The organism is Paenibacillus gallinarum (assembly GCF_014836635.1).
In the GTDB taxonomy this organism is placed as follows: Bacteria; Bacillota; Bacilli; order Paenibacillales; family Paenibacillaceae; genus Paenibacillus; species Paenibacillus gallinarum.
The window spans coordinates 845,728-868,658 of sequence record NZ_JACSQL010000001.1 but is presented as its reverse complement, the minus strand read 5'-3'; the positions used below and the strand labels follow the sequence as shown (position 1 = coordinate 868,658).

General features: G+C 41.6%; 21 protein-coding genes. All 21 read right to left on the bottom strand.

Translation table 11 applies throughout. The annotated features are described in order from the left end of the window. Positions 1-193: 193 nt before the first annotated feature. The 21 genes from H9647_RS04220 to cheB all read right to left on the bottom strand — a co-directional run bounded on the left by H9647_RS04220 (position 194) and on the right by cheB (position 22,913). A complete protein-coding gene (locus tag H9647_RS04220; RefSeq protein WP_191798446.1) occupies positions 194-4,510 on the bottom strand; it encodes a PolC-type DNA polymerase III in 4,317 nt (1,438 codons plus the stop codon). A 137-nt stretch (positions 4,511-4,647) separates the two neighbouring features. Next, on the bottom strand, positions 4,648-6,096 hold the full coding sequence (gene proS, locus H9647_RS04215) for a proline--tRNA ligase (RefSeq protein ID WP_191798444.1): 1,449 nt from the start codon (positions 6,094-6,096) through the stop codon (positions 4,648-4,650). A gap of 71 nt (positions 6,097-6,167) precedes the next feature. Then, positions 6,168-7,439 carry an RIP metalloprotease RseP gene (gene rseP, locus H9647_RS04210; protein ID WP_191798442.1) on the bottom strand — a complete coding sequence of 424 codons (1,272 nt, stop codon included), beginning with the start codon at positions 7,437-7,439 and terminating at the stop codon, positions 6,168-6,170. A 132-nt stretch (positions 7,440-7,571) separates the two neighbouring features. Then, entirely contained in the window at positions 7,572-8,711 is a 1,140-nt protein-coding gene (locus H9647_RS04205) for a 1-deoxy-D-xylulose-5-phosphate reductoisomerase (protein ID WP_191798441.1), read from the bottom strand. Positions 8,712-8,753: 42 nt separating this feature from the next. After that, positions 8,754-9,548 carry a phosphatidate cytidylyltransferase gene (locus H9647_RS04200; RefSeq protein WP_191798439.1) on the bottom strand — a complete coding sequence of 265 codons (795 nt, stop codon included), beginning with the start codon at positions 9,546-9,548 and terminating at the stop codon, positions 8,754-8,756. A gap of 16 nt (positions 9,549-9,564) precedes the next feature. Beyond that, positions 9,565-10,329, bottom strand: coding sequence for an isoprenyl transferase (locus H9647_RS04195; protein WP_191798437.1), 765 nt, complete (start codon positions 10,327-10,329; stop codon positions 9,565-9,567). A 91-nt stretch (positions 10,330-10,420) separates the two neighbouring features. Then, entirely contained in the window at positions 10,421-10,975 is a 555-nt protein-coding gene (gene frr / locus H9647_RS04190; RefSeq protein ID WP_191798435.1) for a ribosome recycling factor, read from the bottom strand. Continuing rightward, entirely contained in the window at positions 10,975-11,703 is a 729-nt protein-coding gene (gene pyrH / locus H9647_RS04185) for a UMP kinase (RefSeq protein WP_191798657.1), read from the bottom strand. Before pyrH ends, frr begins: the two co-directional genes overlap by 1 nt. A gap of 245 nt (positions 11,704-11,948) precedes the next feature. Then, positions 11,949-12,599, bottom strand: coding sequence for a translation elongation factor Ts (gene tsf, locus H9647_RS04180; protein ID WP_191798433.1), 651 nt, complete (start codon positions 12,597-12,599; stop codon positions 11,949-11,951). A gap of 122 nt (positions 12,600-12,721) precedes the next feature. Further along, a complete protein-coding gene (gene rpsB, locus H9647_RS04175; RefSeq protein WP_191798431.1) occupies positions 12,722-13,420 on the bottom strand; it encodes a 30S ribosomal protein S2 in 699 nt (232 codons plus the stop codon). A gap of 197 nt (positions 13,421-13,617) precedes the next feature. Next, complete coding sequence (locus H9647_RS04170; RefSeq protein ID WP_191798429.1) at positions 13,618-14,187, bottom strand: hypothetical protein; 570 nt, start codon at positions 14,185-14,187, stop codon at positions 13,618-13,620. Continuing rightward, positions 14,184-14,714 carry a DUF6115 domain-containing protein gene (locus H9647_RS04165; RefSeq protein ID WP_191798427.1) on the bottom strand — a complete coding sequence of 177 codons (531 nt, stop codon included), beginning with the start codon at positions 14,712-14,714 and terminating at the stop codon, positions 14,184-14,186. Before H9647_RS04165 ends, H9647_RS04170 begins: the two co-directional genes overlap by 4 nt. Positions 14,715-14,744: 30 nt before the next feature. Then, a complete protein-coding gene (locus H9647_RS04160; protein WP_191798425.1) occupies positions 14,745-15,065 on the bottom strand; it encodes a hypothetical protein in 321 nt (106 codons plus the stop codon). Positions 15,066-15,103: 38 nt separating this feature from the next. Continuing rightward, the gene (locus H9647_RS04155; RefSeq protein ID WP_191798423.1) at positions 15,104-16,519 is read right to left on the bottom strand and encodes a DUF342 domain-containing protein; all 1,416 of its coding nucleotides are present in this window, start codon (positions 16,517-16,519) and stop codon (positions 15,104-15,106) included. 41 nt (positions 16,520-16,560) lie between these two features. Next, positions 16,561-17,349 (bottom strand): FliA/WhiG family RNA polymerase sigma factor, encoded by a 789-nt coding sequence (locus H9647_RS04150; RefSeq protein WP_191798420.1) that lies wholly within the window; start codon positions 17,347-17,349, stop codon positions 16,561-16,563. 14 nt (positions 17,350-17,363) lie between these two features. After that, positions 17,364-17,807: a hypothetical protein gene (locus tag H9647_RS04145; RefSeq protein ID WP_225229028.1), complete on the bottom strand. Its 444-nt coding sequence runs from the start codon at positions 17,805-17,807 to the stop codon at positions 17,364-17,366. Then, positions 17,804-18,301 carry a chemotaxis protein CheD gene (locus H9647_RS04140; RefSeq protein ID WP_191798418.1) on the bottom strand — a complete coding sequence of 166 codons (498 nt, stop codon included), beginning with the start codon at positions 18,299-18,301 and terminating at the stop codon, positions 17,804-17,806. Before H9647_RS04140 ends, H9647_RS04145 begins: the two co-directional genes overlap by 4 nt. Beyond that, positions 18,294-18,917 (bottom strand): chemotaxis protein CheC, encoded by a 624-nt coding sequence (locus H9647_RS04135; protein ID WP_191798655.1) that lies wholly within the window; start codon positions 18,915-18,917, stop codon positions 18,294-18,296. The genes H9647_RS04140 and H9647_RS04135 overlap by 8 nt, the downstream gene beginning before the upstream one ends. 3 nt (positions 18,918-18,920) lie before the next feature. Continuing rightward, complete coding sequence (locus H9647_RS04130) at positions 18,921-19,382, bottom strand: chemotaxis protein CheW (protein ID WP_191798417.1); 462 nt, start codon at positions 19,380-19,382, stop codon at positions 18,921-18,923. 47 nt (positions 19,383-19,429) lie between these two features. Continuing rightward, entirely contained in the window at positions 19,430-21,514 is a 2,085-nt protein-coding gene (locus tag H9647_RS04125) for a chemotaxis protein CheA (RefSeq protein WP_191798415.1), read from the bottom strand. A gap of 22 nt (positions 21,515-21,536) precedes the next feature. Then, entirely contained in the window at positions 21,537-22,913 is a 1,377-nt protein-coding gene (cheB, locus tag H9647_RS04120) for a chemotaxis-specific protein-glutamate methyltransferase CheB (protein WP_191798413.1), read from the bottom strand. Positions 22,914-22,931: the final 18 nt, after the last annotated feature.

Here is a 22,931-nt window from a genome sequence, read left to right as displayed (position 1 = left end):
TCGGCGAATTTTCTATATACCAAAGAGTAAAGAGTGGGTTTCCCCACTCTTTAAACAACGGTTTTATCAACATGATTACCATTAAAATTATAACATAGACACTCACTAGTGACAAGTATAGTCACTTGACTAGACTTTTACTCAGGTAATCTGAAAACTAGGGATGGAAATTAAATCTCCCCTCTCCAAATAGCTAAAAGAGAGATAGTTGGTTACTTTCCGGCAGTCCGCGGAAACAACCCATTTGCGTGAGTAACTCCACTGCCGTTTTACTTGCTTTCGATTTCTGCTGGAAATCCTCAATGGATAAAAATTCCCCATAATCTCTGGCTGCAGCAATATTACGTGCCGCATTGTCCCCAATTCCTTGCAAAGCAGAGAACGGAGGAATCAGAGAATCTTGGTCTACGATAAAGCGCGTTGCATCAGAACGATACAAATCAATGGATTTGAAGCTAAAACCGCGCGCAGTCATTTCTAGTGCCATTTCTAGAACAGAGAGCATTGATTTTTCCTTCGTAGAAGCTTGAAAACCAAGCTGTTCAATCTCAATGATTTTGCGGCAGATTGCATCATATCCCTGACAAGCCAGCTCAATATCGAAATCCTCAGCACGGACAGAGAAGTACGTCGCATAATATTCAATTGGATAATACAATTTGAAATACGCGGTTCTTACCGCAGAAATTACATAAGCTGACGCGTGGGCTTTCGGGAACATGTACTGAATTTTGAGACAAGAATCGATATACCACTGCGGTACTTTACAATTCTTCATCTCGTCAATCCATTCCTGACTAAGACCCCGACCTTTACGTACACTCTCTGTAATCTTAAACGCAAGAGCAGCATCCATTCCATGCTTATATATCAGGAACAACATGATATCATCACGACAACCTATAACGGTCTTAATGTCACATGTTCCATTCTTGATCAGTTCCTGTGCATTACCAAGCCATACGCCTGTACCATGAGACAATCCCGAAATCTGTAGCAAATCGGCAAAACTCGAAGGCTGTGATTCAACTAGCATCTGACGTACGAATTTAGTACCCATCTCAGGAACACCATAAGTAGCTACAGGAGTCCGTAACTTCTCAGGTGAAACGCCGAGCGCTTTCGTGGAATTAAACATGCTCATAACTTTAGGGTCGTTCATCGGAATCGTGGTCGGATCTACTCCGGTCAAATCCTGAAGCATTCTCATCATCGTAGGATCATCATGCCCTAGAATATCCAGCTTAAGAAGATTATCTTCAAAAGCATGATAGTCAAAATGAGTTGTTTTCCACTCTGCACTTGTATCATCAGCAGGGTACTGCACAGGTGTAACGTCTTCTACTTCAATATAGTCAGGGACAACAACAATCCCCCCGGGATGCTGACCTGTACTTCTCTTAACCCCTGTACAACCAGATGCCAAGCGATTAAGCTCCGCACCACGCCAAGATTTTTGATGCGATTCTTCATATTTTTTAGCAAATCCAAAAGCTGTCTTCTCAGCTACCGTACCAATGGTTCCTGCTCTAAATACACTTTTCTCACCAAATAAATCTTTTGTATAGAGATGGGCTTTAGGTTGGTATTCCCCTGAGAAGTTAAGGTCAATATCCGGTACTTTATCCCCTTTAAAACCAAGGAAGGTTTCAAAAGGAATATCTTGGCCTTCCCCTTTTAGTAGGGTTCCGCACTTCGGACAATCTTTAACAGGAAGGTCAAAGCCGCTTCGTATGCTTCCATCAAGGAACCACTCGCTATACTTACATTCGTTATTTCCACATATATAGTGCGGTGGCAGCGGATTTACTTCCGATATACCCAAAAATGTTGCTACAACGGACGAACCTACGGAGCCCCGGGAACCAACCAAATAACCATCTTCATTTGATTTTTTTACAAGTTTCTCTGAAATTAGATAGTTGGCCGAGAATCCATATTTAATGATAGGTTCAAGTTCTTTTTCCAGTCGTTTCACAACCACATCAGGTACTTCTTCACCGTAAATACTCTTTGCCGTATCATAACATTTACTTCGAATTTCTTCTTCTGCACCTTCGAGGATCGGAGTAAACAATTCTTTAGGGAATAATTGAATTTCTTCAAAACGATCAGCAAGCTCGCTTGTATTCGTTACGACCACTTCAAATGCTTTTTCCTTACCAAGAAATTCGAACTCTTCGAGCATTTCATTCGTAGTCCGGAAATGGGCATCTGGTTTACGAATATCTTTAAGCGGACTATAACCTGTAATCCCGTGAATCGTAATATCTCGATAAATTTTGTCACGTGGCTCCAAGTAATGTACATTACCTGTTGCTACAACCGGTTTACCGAGTTTCTCCCCGATCTCAACAACCTTGCGAATCGCTGTTTTAATCTCTTCCGGCGTAGCTACAAGCCCTTTATCCACTAGATGCATATACATCGTAATGGGCTGGATTTCTAACACATCATAAAAATGCGCAATTTCCTCGGCTTCTTCCACTGATTTGTTAAGAACTGCCTCAAAAAACTCGCCTTTTTCACAGCCTGACATGATCAGCAGTCCTTCTCGATAATGCACCAGTTTAGACTTCGGAATGGTAGCTACTCGCTTAAAGTGCTCTGTATGAGAAAGTGAAACTAGCTTGTACAAGTTTTTCTTTCCAACCGCATTCAGTGCGTAAATACCGCTGTGAAACGGTCTTGAATTGGACAGATCCATTCCTACGAAATCATTCAAGCGATCTAGCTGCGTAATCCCTTTTATCTGTGCTGCATCATTTAAGAGACCTATCAAAATGCCGGCAAGCGCAATCGTATCATCAATCGCCCTGTGATGATTCTCAAGCGATACTTTATACTTATCTGCTAGTGTATTCAGCCTGTGATTCTTCATGGACGGATGAAGCATCCGAGCAAGTTCAAGTGTATCAAGTACTGGATTCTCAAGCGGAGCCATCCCGAGAGACTTCAAGTTCGCTTGAATAAAACCCATATCAAATCTTGCATTATGAGCGACTAGAATTCCATCGCCAACAAAAGTAATAAAATCTTTCAGTACGGGTTCTATTTCTGGTGCATCTTTTACCATTTCATCATTAATATTCGTCAGTTGCTGAATATTATAAGGAATGCGTTCATGCGGATTTACAAACGTTGCAAATCGATCGACTTCCTTATCTTCAACCATTTTAACCGCCGCAATTTCAATGATTTTGTTCTGGGTTACGGATAGACCTGTAGTCTCTATGTCAAAGACGATGTACGTCGATGTTTTCAAATCAAGTGGCTTTGGTTCCAGCACAACGGCTACTGCATCATTTACAATGTTCGCTTCTAAGCCATACATCATTTTGATACCATGTTTCTTAGCAGCCTTAGCAGCTTCCGGATAAACCTGCACACCCGCGTGATCCGTTACAGCGATTGCCTTATGTCCCCAACTTGCAGCTGTTTTTACATAGCTGTCAATAGAAGTGACAGCATCCATCGTGCTCATCTTCGTGTGGAGATGGAATTCTACGCGTTTTTGTTCTGCATTGTCCTTACGAGAAGGAGGAGCTTGTACTTCCACCAAATCGGATGGAATCATCGCGAGTTCTGGTATTTGCATGAAGCGATCGTATTCTACACGACCTCTAACTTTAACCCATTTCCCGTTAGCGAGCAGGTTCAGAATTCGCACATCTTCCTTGGACTTAGCAAATACTTTCATCTGCATGGAATCAGTAAAGTCTGTAAGGTAAAAAGTATAAAGCGTATTTCCGTTACGCAACTCTTTTTTATCGAGTCCAAATACCGTTCCCTGTAAAGTAACTTTCTTCTCTTCATCCTGGATATCCTTGATAGGTACCGGTTGTTCTTTGATTTCATAACCCATCTGAAGCCTTACGTCCCCTTCTTCTTCCTCAGGAGGTGCCATTTCCGCTTCGATCATGGTCATCATATTCTGAATAACTTCCCGCTCTTCTTCTCGCTTCTTCTGTTCGAACTGTGCCATTGCTTCGCGGTTACTCTCACCCACTAGCATTTTCACCTTAAGCGGCAGTTTGAAGAAACGCTCATAATAATTCACGATAGCTTGATCAATCTGTTTTTTTCGTGCCAGTTCCAGCGCCATTCCATCGCTGAGTGTTAACGTAAGCAAGCCAGATTCTACGATTTGAGAAGCGCGATTCATCCAACCGTTTACCGATGGAATCTGCTGATGAACCCACTCGAGAAATAAATTCCAATATTCCGTTACAATATCAGCCTCTGTAACCCCGGATTGGTATTGAAAAGTAAAACTTATTTTGGCGATATGACTCATTTTCTCACGGATATGCAAACAAAAAGCTCGGAAAACAGGAGCAGGAACCAGTGTTTCCTTGGCTATTGTAATATGCCAGTCACGGTTACTACGGCTAATTTCCACATGATCAATATATCCATCAACAAAATGAGGTTCTGCTATACCTGCAGGCAGGTCCGCCTGTTTCATCAACAATTCGAACCTTTTTCTTTGTTCCGTTGTATCGTTCAAACGTTTCTTCCCCCCATTCCAAACAAAAAAACATGAAAAGCTTCTGCGCACAAAAATGGGGACCGATCCGTAAAAGGGCACCGTCTCATTTCGGACAGAAGCTTATCATTTGTGTTACTCTGTAAAACTAATCAATATTAATACGCTCTAGCAAATACTACAGTATGTTCAGCTTTCTGTCCACAAACGAGACAAGCATGTTTTTCCTCGGATGGTTCAAAAGGAATATTTCGGCTTGTTGCTCCCGTTACCTCTTTCACCTTATCTTCACAAACTTCTGAACCACACCAACCTGCTAGTGAGAATCCGCGTTTTTCTTCCATTAATGCCTTCATTTCTTCCAGCGTATCTACGGAATAAAAATGTTCTTGCATGAAAGCTTTCGCACGGTCAAACATATCTTTTTGAACCTGCTCAAGCATAGTTTGGATTTCTTCCGTTAGATTATCCTGTTGCACGACTTTCTTCTCTCCCGTGATACGGGAAACGAGAACACATACTCCATTCTCCATATCTCGTGGACCGATTTCAAGACGAACCGGCACACCACGCATTTCGTACTCGTTGAATTTCCAACCCGGACGAACATCACTGCGATCATCCATTTTCACTCGGATTCCCGCTTTTTTCAATTCTGCGAACAATTCATCCGCACGTCCAACCACTTGATCACGCGTTTTCGGTGGTCCAATTGGAATAATAACAACTTGAGTTGGTGCTACTTTCGGTGGCAAAGCAAGACCGCGATCATCACCATGAACCATAATCATAGCACCGATGAGGCGAGTACTTGTTCCCCAAGAAGTCGTATGAGCATATTCCAGCACATTTTCACGGTTCAAATACTGAATTTCAAATGCTTTAGCAAAGTTAGTCCCCATATAGTGAGAAGTACCTGCTTGCACAGCCCGGCCATCTTTCATCATTGCTTCAATGGAGAATGTATCAACTGCACCCGCGAATTTCTCGGATTTCGTCTTTTGCCCAGTGATAACTGGAATTGCAAGAATATCCTCTACTACTTCACGGTACACTTCAAGCATCTGCATCGTTTCTTGGCGAGCTTCTTCTTCATTCTCATGAGCAGTATGACCTTCTTGCCACAAGAATTCACTTGTACGCAAGAAAGGCATTGTCCGTTTTTCCCAACGAACAACGTTAGCCCATTGGTTAATCATCACAGGAAGATCACGATAGGATTGAATCCACTTGGAGTACATATGACCAAAAATCGTTTCGGAAGTTGGACGAATCGCTAAGCGTTCTTCCAGTTTCTCTCCGCCCGCTTCTGTAACCCATGGCAATTCTGGATTAAAGCCTTCTACGTGTTCTTTTTCTTTTTGGAAAAAGCTTTCCGGAATAAACATAGGAAAATATGCATTACGATGGCCTGTTTCCTTAAAACGGCGATCCATATTTTCTTTAATGTGTTCCCAAATTTCATAACCATCTGGTTTAAACACGATACAGCCCCGAACTGGGGAGTAATCCATTAAATCCGCTTTTTTAATCGTATCAATATACCAGCGAGAGAAATCCTCTGACTGGGGTGTAATTTCAGTAACAAACTGTTTATCGTTTGACATAAGACTTGATTCCGTCCTCCCGTAGTTCCTACTGGGAGCTTCACTAAAGTGATCACTCCGAGGGAACACTATTATCCTTTAATTAATCGTAAAATATCATTATAAGTTACAGCGATCATAAGAATGAACAACATCGCAAACCCGATGAAATGTACCATGCCTTCACGAGCGGGGTCAATGGGCTTGCCACGCAATCCTTCAATCCCGAGGAAGATAAGGCGACTGCCATCTAGTGCTGGAATCGGTAATAAGTTAAATATACCGAGATAAAGGCTAAGTATAGCGGTCCACTGGGTTAGCTGCAGTATTCCTTGCTTCGCAATTTGTCCTGTTACTTCAAACGTACGAACAGGTCCACCGAGATCATCTATACTAAATTTAGCGATGAGTTGTCTGAACCCTTCAAAAATATTTTCTGTGGTAGTCACCATGTTTTTCCCAGCAACCACAAAGGATTCAGCAAATCCAACTTCTTCACGAGGGAATTCAGCAGTAATACCGACTTTCCCTCCCACTTGACCTTCCATCGCACGCGGAGTAATCGTTAGATCAAATACTTGGTCTCCTCGCCGTACAGTCCATTCCATGGGTTTATCCTGCGAATCAGCAATCAGGTTGATCATTTTCGTGTAATCTCCACCAATAGTCTCACCATTGATTGTCTCCACAATATCACCTTTTTGGAGATCCGCTTCTGCTGCAGGCATTCCTTCCGATATCGTACCAATCTTGACATAGGTTGGATTCTCGACAGGAGTCCCTGCAGCCATCGCATAAATTGCAAACAAGATAAAAGCCAGTAAAAAGTTCATAAACGGTCCGGCAAAAATGGCAAGCGCTCTTTGACCGACCGTTTTACTGTTAAACTGACGATCTTTAGGTGCAATCTGTGTTTCTTGATTTCTTGCAACGAGCATTGCTGCTAGATGAACAGGGAATTGTTGCTGTTCGCCATCAACATCAAGTTCAACCATCAATCGTCTTTCCAGGTCTATGGATACTACTTCTCCTCGAATCACGTTTTTCCGATTATCAAGTTGATCCAAGTATATCGTTTTGACCTGTCCATCGGCTGTTTTAACCGCAATCGTCTGACCGGGCTGAATTTCTATTAATTCAGGATCTTCTCCAGCCATCCTCGCATAACCGCCAAATGGCAGCAATCGCAGTGTAAATGTGGTCTCTTGATACTTATAAGAAAACAGCTTCGGACCAAAGCCGATGGCAAATTCTCTGACAAGAATGCCAGCCCGTTTGGCAAAATAATAATGGCCCCATTCATGTACCGTCACGATGACGAAAAACATGAGCACCGTTAAAATTACAATTTGCAAGGTTTCCAATTACTTCCTTCCTCCTTTTGCTTAAGAAGAGCTGATCTTGTCCTACTACATTATCATTATTCAAAGGTACGATACAAGAGAAGCAAATTCTTAAAAAGCACTCTCTTGCTGCAGGCAGGAAGAAACCTTGTCTTATAAAGAGGTTGCAATATCTCTCACTTGCTTATCAACCTGTTCAATCTGCTCTAGATCAGGACTCGGAATACTTTGATGAGTATCTAGTACTCTTGCAATAATCTCCTCGATCTTCAGAAAAGAAATATCCCCTTTAAGAAAACGAGCAACCGCCACTTCATTTGCCGCATTAAAAGCTGTTGTTGCGGTTCCCCCTATTTTACCACATTCATAAGCGAGCTTTAAGCAAGGAAAACGCTCCATGTCCATTTCTTTAAAATGTAGCGTTCCAATCTCAGAAAGTGATAAAGATGAAGCCGGGGAAGGTAATCGCTGAGGATAAGTTAATGCATACTGAATGGGAACACGCATGTCCGGGTTACCCATTTGTGCAATCATACTCGTATCTTGAAACTCTACGAACGAATGAATAATGCTTTCTGGATGAAGAAGAACGTTGATCTTTTCATAAGGAAGATCGAACAACCATCTTGCTTCTATTACCTCTAGTCCTTTATTCACCATCGTTGCCGAGTCTATTGTAATCTTGGAGCCCATTGACCAATTCGGATGTTTAAGCGCATCTTCAACGGTTACGTGCTGAAGCTGCTGTCTTGTTAAATCTCGAAATGACCCACCTGAGGCAGTGAGTGTAATCTGTTTAACCTCACGTAGTTGTTCCCCATTCAGACACTGAAAAATAGCTGAATGTTCGCTGTCTACCGGAATAATCTGTACTTGTTTTTCCTGAGCTAGTGCAGTAACAAGATGACCGGCTGTTACTAGAGTCTCCTTGTTGGCAAGGCCAATCTGTTTTCCTTCTCTTATCGCGGCTAATGTAGATGTCAGTCCCACACTACCCATTACTGCTGTAATGACGGTATCCGCATCTGTACCCGCAGCTACTTCGATCAGACCTTCGTTACCATAATACACCTCTGTACCTTCGGGTACGTGCATACGTACATAATCTACATCTTCTTTACGACTGACGGATACTTTACGAGGACGATATGCCTTAGCTTGCTCGATGAGCAGCTCTATATTGGTACCCGCTGACAAGCCCTCTACCTGAAACTCTTCAGGATGCATTCGAACGACATCTAATGTTTGAGTTCCAATGGACCCTGTCGAACCTAAAATTGAAATTTTCTTCACAAATGACACCTCTTGTAATGACATAAAATCGTTTGTCTTTCCTTAGTAAGGGAGGAGCATGAGGATATGTACGAACGGAAACACAAAGATCCAACTATCACATCGATCCAGAATACCACCATGCCCTGGAAGCAGATTCCCCGAATCTTTAATTCCATATACACGTTTATAGGCAGACTGCGCTAAATCTCCCAATTGACCAATAACGGAAGCAGACAACCCGATGAGAACAGCTCTTCCGAAACCAAGGAGGCCCTGAGAGAACCCGGCAAATAAGAGTGCAATAATAATGGCTATAATAATTCCGCCAACCGCACCTTCTATGGTCTTGTTAGGACTAATCATCGGCCAAAGTTTATTTTTACCGATCGACTTGCCTACAAAATAAGCTCCTGCATCACTACCCCATATACTTGCCAAAAGAAGAAAAGTCCAAAACAACCCTGCCGGTAATTGACGTGTTACTGCAATATAATAAAAACCGATCCCAACATATACGACACCAATAAAAATTAAAGCCGCAGTCTGAACGGTAATTTTGTTTTTTGTCGTTACGGTAGCGATAAGCAGCAGTATCATCAGAAGCCACAATACCTGATTTAATGTAAACGTTAACCCTAGCTCTGCAAGCAAATTAGGAAAAATAAGGAAGAGAATGCCGGTATATCCTATGATCGCTGTACCCGAAAAAGCAGGAACACCAATCATCCGTATGAACTCGTATAACCCAATGAGTGCCATTAAAAAAATGAAGAAGTTATACCAGAGACCGCCCAGCATTGCAAACCCCAAAAATAAAGCACCGGCAACAATTCCAGTTATTACTCGCTGTTTCAACTTGGTCCATCCTCCATTACTTCAGACCGCCATACCTTCTTGTTCTGCGTTGGTATTCGGCTACTGCTTCATATAAGTGTTCTCTATTAAAATCTGGCCAGTAAATATCTGTGAACCACATTTCGCTATAAGCAAGCTGCCACAGCATAAAATTACTTATTCTAAGTTCTCCGCTTGTTCGAATTAATAAATCCGGATCAGGCAGATCTTTAGACAACAAGTGCTTTTCAATCAGATCAGGCGTAATATCACCCGTTGTCAGGTCACCGGATTCAATTTGCTGAGCAATTGCTTTCATCGCATCCGTGATTTCACTTCTACTACCATAATTCAATGCAAAAGTAAGAACCAGTCCGGTATTATCTTTTGTTTTTCGAATTGCTTCTCGTAGTGCTTTTATCGTATGATCAGGTAAATTCTCTTCATACCCCATCATTCGTACACATACGTTTTTTTCGATTAATTCATCTAACTCCTGTGCAAGAAAATCAACAGGCAGACGCATCAAAAAATCCACTTCATCTTTCGGTCTCGTCCAGTTTTCTGTCGAGAAGGCATACATTGTCAGATACTTGATTCCCAAGTCATCTGCAGCAATCGTTGCCCGTTTAAGAGCTTTCATACCGCTTTGATGTCCAACGATGCGAGGCATACCTTGTTGTTTGGCCCATCTACCATTGCCATCCATAATAATAGCCACGTGCTGCGGAATATTAGCTTTTGACAGTTCAGGCGTCTCTTTGCCGTTCTTATTCCACCACGACCGAGCGCGTTTCATCATTCGACTTCCTCCAAAATTCCATGAAGTTTCTTTTCCTTGCTGTGAAAAGAGCAAACCCCACCGAAGGCGGAGGGGCCGTAAGCTTATTATATTACACTTCCATGATTTCTTTTTCTTTTGCAGCGAGAACTTTATCTACTTCTGCAACAAATTTATCAGTAGACTTTTGAATATCATCTTGATGTCTGCGGGACTCGTCCTCAGAAATGTCGGATTTCTCCAACTTTTTGATATCGTCATTTGCATCACGACGAATATTACGAACCGCTACTTTTGCTTCTTCCCCAAATTTCTTGGTGAATTTCACAAGTTCAATTCTGCGTTCTTCTGTAAGTGCTGGAATGCTCAGACGGATCATAGCACCATCATTTTGCGGTGTGAGACCAAGATCTGACTTCATAATAGCACGTTCGATATCAGCCAAGGAAGATTTATCCCAAGGTTGGATCATCAGCGTACGAGAGTCTGGCGTAGTAATATTAGCAAGCTGGTTAATCGGCGTAGGTGCACCATAATATTCAACTTGAATTCGATCAAGTAAAGAAGATGACGCACGACCTGCACGAAGCGTTGACAAATCACGTTTAAGTGCAAGGATCGCTTTTTCCATACGTTCTTCTGCGTTCTTTTTAATTGATTGCGGCATTAATCTACACTTCCTTTCACAATTGTCCCGATTTTTTCACCGAGAAGAACTCGTTTGATATTACCTTGCTCAGTAATAGCAAATACAATGAGAGGAATATTATTATCCATACAGAGTGAGGAAGCAGTGGAGTCCATAACTCCCAAATTCTTGTTCAACACATCAAGATAAGTCAATTGTTCGAATTTCACAGCCGTTTCGTCTTTAAACGGATCTGCAGAATATACACCGTCTACTTTATTCTTCGCCATCAGAATAACTTCAGCTTCAATCTCAGCTGCACGGAGAGCTGCTGTTGTATCTGTTGAGAAGAACGGGTTACCTGTTCCTGCTGCAAAAATTACAACTCTTCCCTTTTCCAGATGTCTAATCGCTCTACGACGAATATATGGTTCAGCAATTTGTTGCATCGCGATTGAAGTTTGAACACGTGTCGGCACTTCAATCTGTTCTAATGCATCTTGCAGCGCAAGCGAGTTCATAACGGTTGCAAGCATACCCATGTAGTCCGCTGTTGCACGGTCAATACCATTCTCGCTACCTGCAATCCCGCGCCAAATATTACCGCCACCGCATACGATCGCAACTTCGACTCCAAGTTCTACTACTTCTTTAACTTGCTGTGCAATGGATGAGATTGTTTCTGCATCAATCCCGTAACCATTTTGCCCAGAAAGGGATTCTCCACTCACTTTAAGCACAACTCTTTTAAATACCGGCTGTTCCAAATGTTCACCCTCCACTTCGAAATGACGCTTCCCCACGTCAATTAAGCACATGTTAACCTTATATTAGTTAAAAAGAAAGGAACACGGATTGTGTTCCACTCTTAGTTAAAGAAAACCTTTTGAGCCGAATCTCGGACAATCCAGTTGTTCTTTCTATATAAAGCTGTCTGTGTAATCTCCAAGATGTAAATCTTTACATTATCTTCAAGAATAACATGGGCCGTCTTTTGATTCGATCATTTTCTTTATTGTTTTACTTGAGACATAACTTCTTCAACGAAGTTGTCTTGTTTTTTCTCAAGACCTTCACCAAGCTCATAACGAGTAAAGCGACGGATTGAGATGTTTTCGCCAATTGTGCTGATTTTTTCGTTCAGCAATTGTTCGATTGTTTTGTCCGGGTCTTTTACGAAAGATTGCTCAAGCAAGCAGAACTCTTCGTAGTATTTACCAATACGGCCTTCAACCATTTTTTCAACGATTTTTTCTGGTTTACCTTCATTCAGAGCTTGAGCTTTCAAAATTTCTTTTTCTTTCTCAATCTCTTCTTGAGGAACTTCTTCACGGCTCACGTAACGTGGGTTAGAAGCAGCGATTTGCATAGCGATGTCGCGAGCAAATTCTTTGAATTGATCTGTCATAGCAACGAAGTCAGTCTCACAGTTAACTTCAACCAGTACACCAATACGTCCACCAGCGTGGATGTAAGATTGTACTACGCCTTCAGTTGCAGCACGGCCAGCTTTGTTCGCTGCTGCGGACAAGCCTTTTTCACGAAGAATTTCAATTGCTTTGTTTACATCGTTGTTTCCTTCTTCTAGTGCTTTTTTGCAATCGAGCATACCCGCGCCCGTTTTTTCACGAAGTTCTTTCACCAATTTTGCATCTACTGCCATTGTTAATTCCCTCCAGAGGATAAATTTGCGTATGACCCTAAAAAAAGGGTAGTGAGAGGTTATCCACCTGCCAACCACCCTTTTTCATTTAATTCATATACTTTAGGCCTTTGAAAGCAATCTTAAGCGGAAGTTTCTTCGCCTTGATGTGCTTCAATAACAGCATCAGCCATTTTTCCAGTAAGCAATTTAACCGCGCGAATCGCGTCATCGTTACCAGGAATAACATAATCGATTTCGTCCGGATCGCAGTTAGTATCAACGATACCTACGATTGGGATACCCAATTTACGAGCTTCTGCTACTGCAATACGCTCTTTACGAGGGTCGATTATGAACAGGGCACTTGGAAGACCCTTCATGTTCTTGATACCGCCTAGGAATTTCTCAAGACGATCTTTCTCTTTACGGAGAAGGATAACTTCTTTTTTAGGAAGAACTTCAAATGTGCCGTCCTCTTCCCATGCTTCCAATTTTTTCAAACGATCGATACGTTTTTGAATGGTTTGGAAGTTAGTAAGAGTACCACCAAGCCAACGTTGGTTAATGTAAAATTGACCAGCGCGCTCTGCTTCTTCTTTTACGGAATCTTGTGCTTGTTTTTTAGTACCTACGAAAAGAACAGTACCGTTCTCTCCTGCAATACTTTTAACAAAGTTGTAAGCTTCCTCAACTTTTTTCACTGTCTTTTGCAAGTCAATGATGTAAATACCGTTTCTTTCAGTGAAGATATAACGATCCATCTTTGGATTCCAACGACGAGTCTGATGACCGAAGTGAACCCCAGCTTCGAGAAGCTGTTTCATGGAGATAACTGCCATCTCCACACACCTCCTAATATTTTGGTTTTTGTGTCCTCCGCTAGCATCATTTCCCGACAAGACTTCCCTTAAAGGAAGCACCCTCGACAGAATTAGCGTAGCGTGTGTTTTAACACCGTCAATTAATATATCATAAGTGAAAGCGAGATGCAACAATGTTTAGTTCTAAATAACTAACTTCATCATAAGATCCGAAATTAAGGAGCAGTGGTGATCTTCTTAATAATAGAATTGGTTGATTCATTCTGCTGAAATTCATAGGTGCCTGTTTGAATTTTTCTGTTGATTTTTTGACGATTCGCTTCTTTTAAGAAAGCATCCAGGTCCTGAATCACATGTAAAGAACTTAAATGATCCGCTACATCATTTAAGGTTGCACCTTGAATCACCTTATATTTGACTACCTCTGTAGAATTAGTAGGCTCTGTCGTCTTCTCAGAAGTCGGCTGCTTTGGCTTTTCAGGCGTTTCGTTCTGCGGAACCTTTGGCTTTTCAGGGGAGTCTGTAGCCGCATCCGATTCCGTTTCTTCTGATCGTGCACCTTCTCCTTTTAGCTCCGCCCATTCTTCTTCAGTCATTACCTCTTCATTCACATCGTATACCTTAAGATTCATTGTTTTTGCCTGTTCTTCTAGATCCGTACGTGATAAGAGATTCTTTACGTTTCCTTCTGCCGCACCCTGCCCTATAAGTGCAAGCTTTAGAATTAATGCGCAGGCTGCAATGCCAATTCCAAGTCCCATAAGAAAAGAACGATTCTTCATCATATCATTCTCTCCCGTTCACCGAGTTGTAGAATCAATTGTACTTCTCCCTTGGGCATATCTAGCTTTTTAGCTATATAATCCGTTGATTTTCCTTCTGATTCTAAATGAAAGACCTCACTATAACGCTTATGAATGGTCGGCTCTTCCTGTATAACGATTTCTTCTATTACTGTATCGTCAGCTACTGCATAATCCGTTTTTTTCACAGCCGCTTCTACATTCATATTAGAAAAAGCATTGGCATTCATCAATGCGGAAACTTGCTGCTCGAGGTTTATAATCTGTTGTTTCATATCTTGAATTTCTTTTTCTTTTAGGTTGTTGGTATGTGAAAAGTCCTGCTTCCATTTTTGAATACTCTGTATAACCTTTTCATTCTCCAGTTCAATCTCAGCCAAATATTGCTCTAACGTTGTTTCTACATCTTTAATCACTTTTCCCCCTGTTTGAGGTCTTGATCTGGGCATAAACCAGGCAAATAGGGTGATACCAACACCCAACACAACGAGGGTACTCCAAGGTTCCATGAGATTATTCTCCTATTCATGTATGCCTACTTATAAACTGTAGTCAATGTGTTTCCCTTTAAAAGGGTGTTCCGCTGGCGTAGCTGCCAGCGTCTCTTCTGAAGTTTCTTCAAGCTCATTCGAATTCTTCATCTCCAAAGTTCCAGACGAAGCTGAACGATCTCTTATTCCTGTCTGTTCTGATTCTGATGTTTTTGGACTTTGTTTACTTTCTTTTTTTGTCTTTTTATTCTCGTTTGTTGCTAGTAGGGACTGTTCTGATGATCTCCTGTGGTCGTATTCGCTTTGATACCGTCCCGCCTCAGTCGTACGAGGTATAGCAATTTGAAGTTCAACGTTTTTCAAGCTCACCCTCTTCACTCCTTCACTGCTAACAAGAATAAATACGCTTAACCATTCTTTAGAGGAACCATAGAAATATCACCGTTTTGATAAAAAAATGAAATTTGTGTAGCTGTATCTTTAATAAATTTAGTATATCTGCCGATAACTATTTTAGAGCCTCCGTAAATCATCTTAGTAACATCGACTCTTGCTTTCGAGGTATCTTCCAGCACTTTTTCTATATCCAGTATATGCTCCCTATTCTCTTTCATTTGTTGCATGCTAGATTCACGCGTCACTTGAAGTTTCATCCGCATATGCATCTTATCATCTGATATATGTCCTGTAGCAGCCATTTGATCTAAAAGATGAAGAGCTTTGGCCGTCTTATCTATACTTTCGCTCAAACCCTTTTGCTGGTGGCGAAGATTTGTAAGTTCATTACGTAGTCTCGGCATTACGCCAACTTCAATTGTTGTTACGGTAGACATCGGGTTGCCAACTACTCTAGCGGCTACTCTTTCACCTGCTTGAATGAGACCGCCTACAATAAGTCCCTTGGTTCCTGCACATATACATTCTCTTCCAGCTCTAATCGATGAATGCATGATACTTTGCGAGACATATATACTTTGACCTGCTTCTACATTCGCATCTTGGATAAATGAGCTCTTTACATCAACACCAGCTTGAACAAGCCCTTTATTGTAACCTATAACTCCCCCAGTTACTTCAATAGAGCCTTCCGCAAAGACTTCAGCGCCCTCTACACCGCCGATTACACGAATGTCTCCTGCGGCCTTCACTTTGAATCCGGAGAGTACATTCCCACGAATAACAACAGTACCTACAAAATCTATATTCCCTGTTTTGTAATCCACATCTCCATTCACTTCAAATACAGGAAATACATTGATTCGATGATTTTCCGTTGTCGTGATCAGTCCATCGATCGAGGCGTACATTGCATTTCCTTCGGTGCTAACTACCACATTCTTTCCTGTCTTGAATCTAGCTTCTTTACCTGGAGAGAAAGGAATAAGATCTCCTTTTACACTTTTCCCAGGCTTGCCTGGGCTTGGATCTATTTTTTTAGCAATGACCTGCCCTTTTTTTACATTGTTCAGCCGCGTAATTTCCTTATAATCTACTTTACCGTTTCCTGTCTCAAGCGGTCTTCGTTCTCCTGTTAAATCTGGGCTCGTTAGGAACTGAATCATTCCATCCTTACCCGCTTCAGGTGCATCCCCCTGGGCTATTAATATCTTTTGACCATAAAAATTCAAGGGACTTGCGGCGATTGCACGAATTGTACCCGTTTGAATTCCATACGTAATACCTTCTGTTAGAAGAAATGTGTTTAGTTCCTGTTCGGTAAAATCCAACTCGGATGTAAGATTTGATAAATCGATCCATGCGCTGCTTTGATCATCCGAAAACAGTACTTTCACATGTTGTTTGAGCTCTATTTTATGGGTCATATACAACTTCCTTCTTTCTCAGGTCATCATCCTACCTTTTATTAGTCCCGATTCATTAACAGTTCACGCTGCTTCTCAAGAGTCCCTCGAAGGCGTAAAATCGCTTTTGAATGCAGCTGAGAAATTCGAGATGGTGATAGAGACATTACTTCTGCAATTTCACTAAGAGATAAGTCTTCATAATATAGAAGGGATACTACAATACGTTCTTTTTCCGTCAATTTATCTAATCCTGTTATCAGTGCTTGTTTTAGATGAATATCACGAACCGTTTGATCAGGAGGATAAGCTCTCTCATCGACCAATAGAGACATTCTTGTCTCGGCGTCTTCTTCTCTCAGCGGATCTTCGAGAGAATATAACGACATTACCGCTACCTCTTGTACCATATGTTGGAAATCTTTGGCCGATAAATCTAAATATTGTCCCATCTCTTCATCACTGACGGTTCGGGAATATTTTTGTTCTAAATGTTGATAGGCCTCTTCTATTCGTTTTGCTTTCTCACGAACTGAACGCGGAACCCAGTCTCCTTGACGAAGACCATCCAGTATCGCTCCTCTTACTCTCCAAGAGGCATAGGTTTCGAATTGAAGCCCTCTTTTATAATCAAATTTATCGAGTGCATCTATTAACCCCAGCGCTCCATTGCTCTCAAGGTCATCTTTCGATACATTTTTAGGCAGCCCTACTGCTAACCGGCTGGATACATAATGAACGATATGAAGATGCTTTTCGATCAAGATTTTTCTAGCTTCTAAATCCCCGTGCTCCTTCCACTTTTCCCACAGGTCCATGTCGGCCAAATGGGATGAATTAGGTTCTTTCATATCGTTTCCCTCCTCTATTTGCCTGACAGGTGACGAACGGCTTGTGCTAATTCTTCAGCATCTTTTGTCCGAACAATTTTCGGAGGATTAAGTGGTTCAAAGCCGCTCTCCACTGCAGATTGTTTCTTTTTTTCTTCGTTTGGTTCTGCTTGAGCATAATTCAGAATATCCTTCAGCACTTCATCATCATTTGGAGCAATCACATCAAGCTGAGCCCCCTTCGTCTCTTGTCCTTCTTCCAGGCTCTCAGGACCTCCTTTGTCAGGTGGAGAAGCCAATACACTGCCTAATACGTACCTTAGTAGAAAGGCTAGTAAGAACCAGATGATAAAAGCTGCCCCTGCCCGAAAAAGACTTGTAGATAGTAAGTTACTGCTAAATGAAACGAAAAACGTAATGATCAGTCCAATAAATCCGGCTAAAAAATTGATTCGAACATTCCCAAACATTCTATTCATAGTTCCTTCACACCCATCTGTACGCTTCGAATCGTTAATATTCCAGTGTCCCGATCTATTTCAATGGTTCTCCCATGACTCCCGCCGCAATCTTCAGCAAGAAGAGGAATGCGAAGCTCTCTAATCATTTGTTTACAGACTTCTGTATTACGAGGCCCAATACGTAACGTATCACCAGCCCCAGCAAATTGAAACATCTGTGATCCCCCTGCCATTTTGGCAATGAGTCTCGTGCTTGATGCACCCGCTTCAATCATTCTCTCTACTAATTCTACGATCGCAGTATCCGCGTATTTTGCCTTATTCAAAATACCTTCTCTCGCAATAGAAGAGGAAGGCAGCATGACATGTGCCATCCCCGCAATTTTAGCTAGTGGATCATATAGAGTTACACCCACACAAGACCCTAGTCCTGTTGTACGAATGATACCCGGTTCTGTAATGATGTTTAGATCCGCCATTCCTACCTTTACCAAGTTTCTTTGTTCAATCATGATAGGGCGCTCCCAAAGCCTCAAAAATGACATGAAAAGACTCAGGATCGGGTATTAGAAAAAATTGTCCTTGTACTTGGTTCTGACCTTCGAGAAATTGAGTATCGATTAATAGTGCTTCGTCCGCAGTGTGACTCATATGAAGTAATCCGTAACTTAAAATAGCTCCTGCCATATCTAGTGCAAATCCAGGCACGGTAGGGAACATTTTTAAGCGAGTGAAATCAGCAAGGGATGAGAGATATGACCCAGCCAGAATATTTCCAATTTCAGAGATCGTCGAGCATTCCATTTCCGTAAATTCGAGATGTTCACAGCTTACTTCCGAATTAAAATGGTACAAAAGCTGTTTGGCGGCTTCCGGGGTCATCATAAAAAACATGTTCCCCGGAGCCTCTCCTTCTACCCGAAAATAAACGGCAGCTACAATACTCTCATCACCGCCAACACTTTCCGCTATGGCTTCGAAAGGAACCCTCTGGACAGTCGGCACACCCATATCTACAGGTTTATTGAGCAGAGTAGCAAGCGCTGTAGCCGCATTCCCTGCTCCAATATTTCCGATCTCTTTCAAGATATCCATCTCAAACTCCTGAAATTGATTGATTGTAGCCATCATTTATCCTTCCATACTCTCAAGACTTATAATTTCACTTTTATTCAATACTTCATGGAGATTCAGCATAATGAGAAGTCTTTCTTCTTCTAGTTTCGCTACTCCTCTTAAATATTTGGCTTTAATACCTCCTACAATTTCAGGAGGCGTTTCAATATCATCTTCATTAAGATCTACAACGTCATTGGCCGAATCAACAATAAAACCAACCTGCATATCCGAAACGGTAACGATAATAATTCGTGTTTGATCGGTATACTCTGCTTCTGGAAGGGAGAAACGTCCACCTAAATCAATAACCGGAATGACGACTCCTCGAAGATTAACAACACCTTTTACAAACGAATACGTCTTTGGAACACGAGTAACCGGAAGCATTCTTTCAATCGTCTGAACACGTTCTACTTCAATTCCATACTCTTCTGTCCCAAGCTTAAAAACGATTACTTTCATGTCTTCTGCCATGATTAATGCCTCCTAAGTAAGTAATAAGAACTTCCGCTTGCAAAGAATTATTTAATTAAGCCGTTGGGATCAATGATTAGTGCGACTTGTCCATCACCGAGAATGGTTGCCCCAGAAATCCCTTGAATATTCGGTAAATATTTGCCCAGTGTTTTAATAACAATTTCGTTTTGTCCGATAAAATCATCGATCGCCAAAGCTGCAAGCTGATCTCCTTTACGAATAACAACAATCTCGATTTCATCCTCTACTTCATCACTGTAATCTTCTACATTAAAAAATTCAGCAAGTGACACGAAAGGAACTAACGCTTCTCTAAATGAAATCATTTTGGTTCCATGAACCATACGGATTTTTTCTTTTTTCACAATGCCTGTTTCTACGATCGAAGAAAGCGGAATAGCATATTTCTCACTTCCAAGCTTAATGAGCATTGCTGAGATAATAGAAAGAGTCAGCGGCAGTTGAACCGAAAAATTCGTTCCTTTTCCCGGGACTGAATGAATGGTCACATTCCCACCAAGTGAAGTGATTTTCGCCTTAACTACATCAAGACCTACGCCTCTGCCTGAGATGTCTGAGATGGTTTCTGCTGTACTGAAACCAGGCGCAAACAATAATTGAAAGACTTGCTGATCTGTCATCTCGGCGGATTCAGCTTCCGTTACGACGCCACGTGATATAGCGATTTTAAGTAATTTATCTCGGTATATCCCGGCACCGTCGTCTTCAATCTCAATAAATACATGGTTGCCGCTATGGAATGCCCTTAATTGAATGGTACCCGTTTCGGATTTCCCCGACTCCACTCTGGTCGAGATTGATTCCACCCCGTGGTCTACTGCGTTACGAAGTAAATGAACAAGCGGGTCCCCAATCTCATCAATAACCGTACGATCAAGTTCTGTATCCGCACCTGTAATAACAAGATCCACTTTTTTATTTAGTGATTTGGCCAAATCTCGAATCATTCTTGGGAACCGATTGAATACGGTATCTACCGGAACCATTCGAAGCTTAAGTACTATATTTTGTAAGTCCGAACTTACTCTGCTCATATGGGCAACCGTTTCGATTAAGTCGGTATGCTCCAGTTCATTAGAGAGCTGTTCTAAACGGGAACGATCGATTAATAATTCACTGAATAAATTCATAAGAACGTCTAACCGTTCAATATCTACACGAATGGTTTTAGAAGCTGCAGCTGCCGTATTTGTTTTTGAAGCAGCTCGAACTGTTTTCTCTTTTGCATCGCCTGGTACTGCTTCCGTGTTCTCAATCATCGTACTATTTGTATCTGTTTCTTGTGTTGCTTCAGACTTTTCCATCACTTCCGTAGCAGCTGCCGCTTCTTTAGACCCCAGCCCCAGCATTTCTTCAGTTAATGGAGTGACATTCACTTCTTCGATCTCTGAAATATTAAGAATTGCTTTCTTTAACTCTTCCGATTGCATCTGTGTTATGTAATATAATGAAAATTCATATTCAAATTGATCTTGTTCTATTTGCTGAACGGATGGCTCTGTCTTAATGATGTCACCCGATCGTTCCAGCAGATCGAACACCATATAAGCACGAACCGATTTTAACTGACTTGTTCTGCTAATGCTAACTTGTATAAACATCACTCCTGCGCCATCATGAATCGACTGTAAGAGTACAGAGCTTTGGAATTCATCAAGCAAGGGCATTGAAGAAGCAGTGTCTGTACCAGAAACATGTGGAGCTTTTACCTCAGAAGGTGAATTCTCTTCTCCTTTTTCAATCGCTAGTAAGGAAGAAACAATATGGGAGACATCCAGTTTTCCCTCTCCGCCTGCCATAATATCCTGTACCATGGACTCGAGTGCATCCAGACTCTGGAATAAAACATCAAATATCGATTCTTTCATTTTCATTTTTTCGTTTCGAACGAGATCAAGCACATTTTCCATTTTATGCGTCAGAGAAGCAAGATCCTCAAACCCCATCGTTGCTGCCATCCCTTTTAATGTATGTGCAGATCTAAAAATCACCTGAACGATAGATAAATCTTCGGGACTTTGTTCAAGCTCTAGCATTTTTTCGTTCAAAGATTGTAGATGATCGTTAGACTCATCAATAAACATGGACAAATATTGATTCATATCCACTTTGAAATACCCCCTTCGTGAATTAGGTTTGGTTCATAACCGCTTGGATCAGCTTCGAGGTTAATTCTTTTAGAGGCAATACTTGCTGAACACAGGCGAGTTCTACTGCTGCTCGCGGCATTCCATACACAACACAGCTTTCTTCGTTCTCCGCAAAAGTGGAACACACTCCTGTATCGTAAAGACGCTTCATCATCCTAGCTCCATCACTGCCCATCCCTGTAAGAAGAACAATATGCCTCTGCAGTTTAGAATAGGGGATAATGGATTCGAATAGGGTATCTACGGAAGGGCGATGTCCATTCACGATTTCTTCCTGGCTTAAGCGAAGTTCATATTTCCCATTTGTCACTTCAATCACCCTCATGTGATATCCGCCTGGAGCAATATACGCTACTCCTGCTTCCAGATGCATTCCTTGCTCTGCTTCAACTACCCGAATATGACTAAATGAATCAATGCGATTCGCAAGCGATCTGGTAAAGTCAGGCGGCATATGCTGCACAATGACGATGGGAGCGGGAAAATTCTTAGGAATTTGGGATAACAATGATTTAAGCGCCCGTGGTCCACCTGTAGAACATCCAATGGCTACCAGTTGCTGGATCATCGTATTCGTCTTTTGTTTTTCACTTTGTGTATCCTCCAGCGTAACCGTTACATTTTTGCGGCTAAACACTTGGGATACATCATGAGTTTTCAAAGAAACAGGAATTTCAGGTGAAGAAACTATCGTTTTTTTCTGAGTGCTATTCTTGACTTTTTCATCGTTCTTATTATCCTTAGTACTCTTATTATTCTTATTTGTGACCGGCTTCGGCGAAAAAACCGGCTTCGATTCTTTCGTTTGTGTATCTTTTGCAGGACGAGACTTATACAAATGAGGATGATTCAATTTTTGAATGTTGAGAGATGGAACTTCATGCTGCTCTTGTGTTTGCAAGTCTACTTTTTCTGTCAGCGATTCTTCACTCAATTTTCTTTCAGCGCGCCTTGCCTTCATTAGCATGGCTTCTTTCATCTGATTCCGAAGCTCGTTCCCAACTTCTTCAATGTCCTGTCCATGGTTGATTGACGGTTTTCGTATAAAATCAAATGCTCCCGCTTCCAGCGACATAATTGTCTCTCGCAAACCCATTTCATTGATTCCTGAGAGCATAATAATCGGGATTTCATCCTCAGCCACGATTACTTTAAGAGCATCTAGACCGTTAAGTACAGGCATCTCTACATCCATTGTTATTAAATCAGGATGATGTTCTCTTGCTTTTTCTATCGCTTCTTTTCCAGTAGTTGCTGTCTCCATCACTTTAAAAGCGGGATCTTGTTCAATTAAATCGGTAATGATTTTCCTCATAAAAGCTGAATCATCTACAACAAGTACTTGATAGACTGACATGTTTGACACCCCTGAATT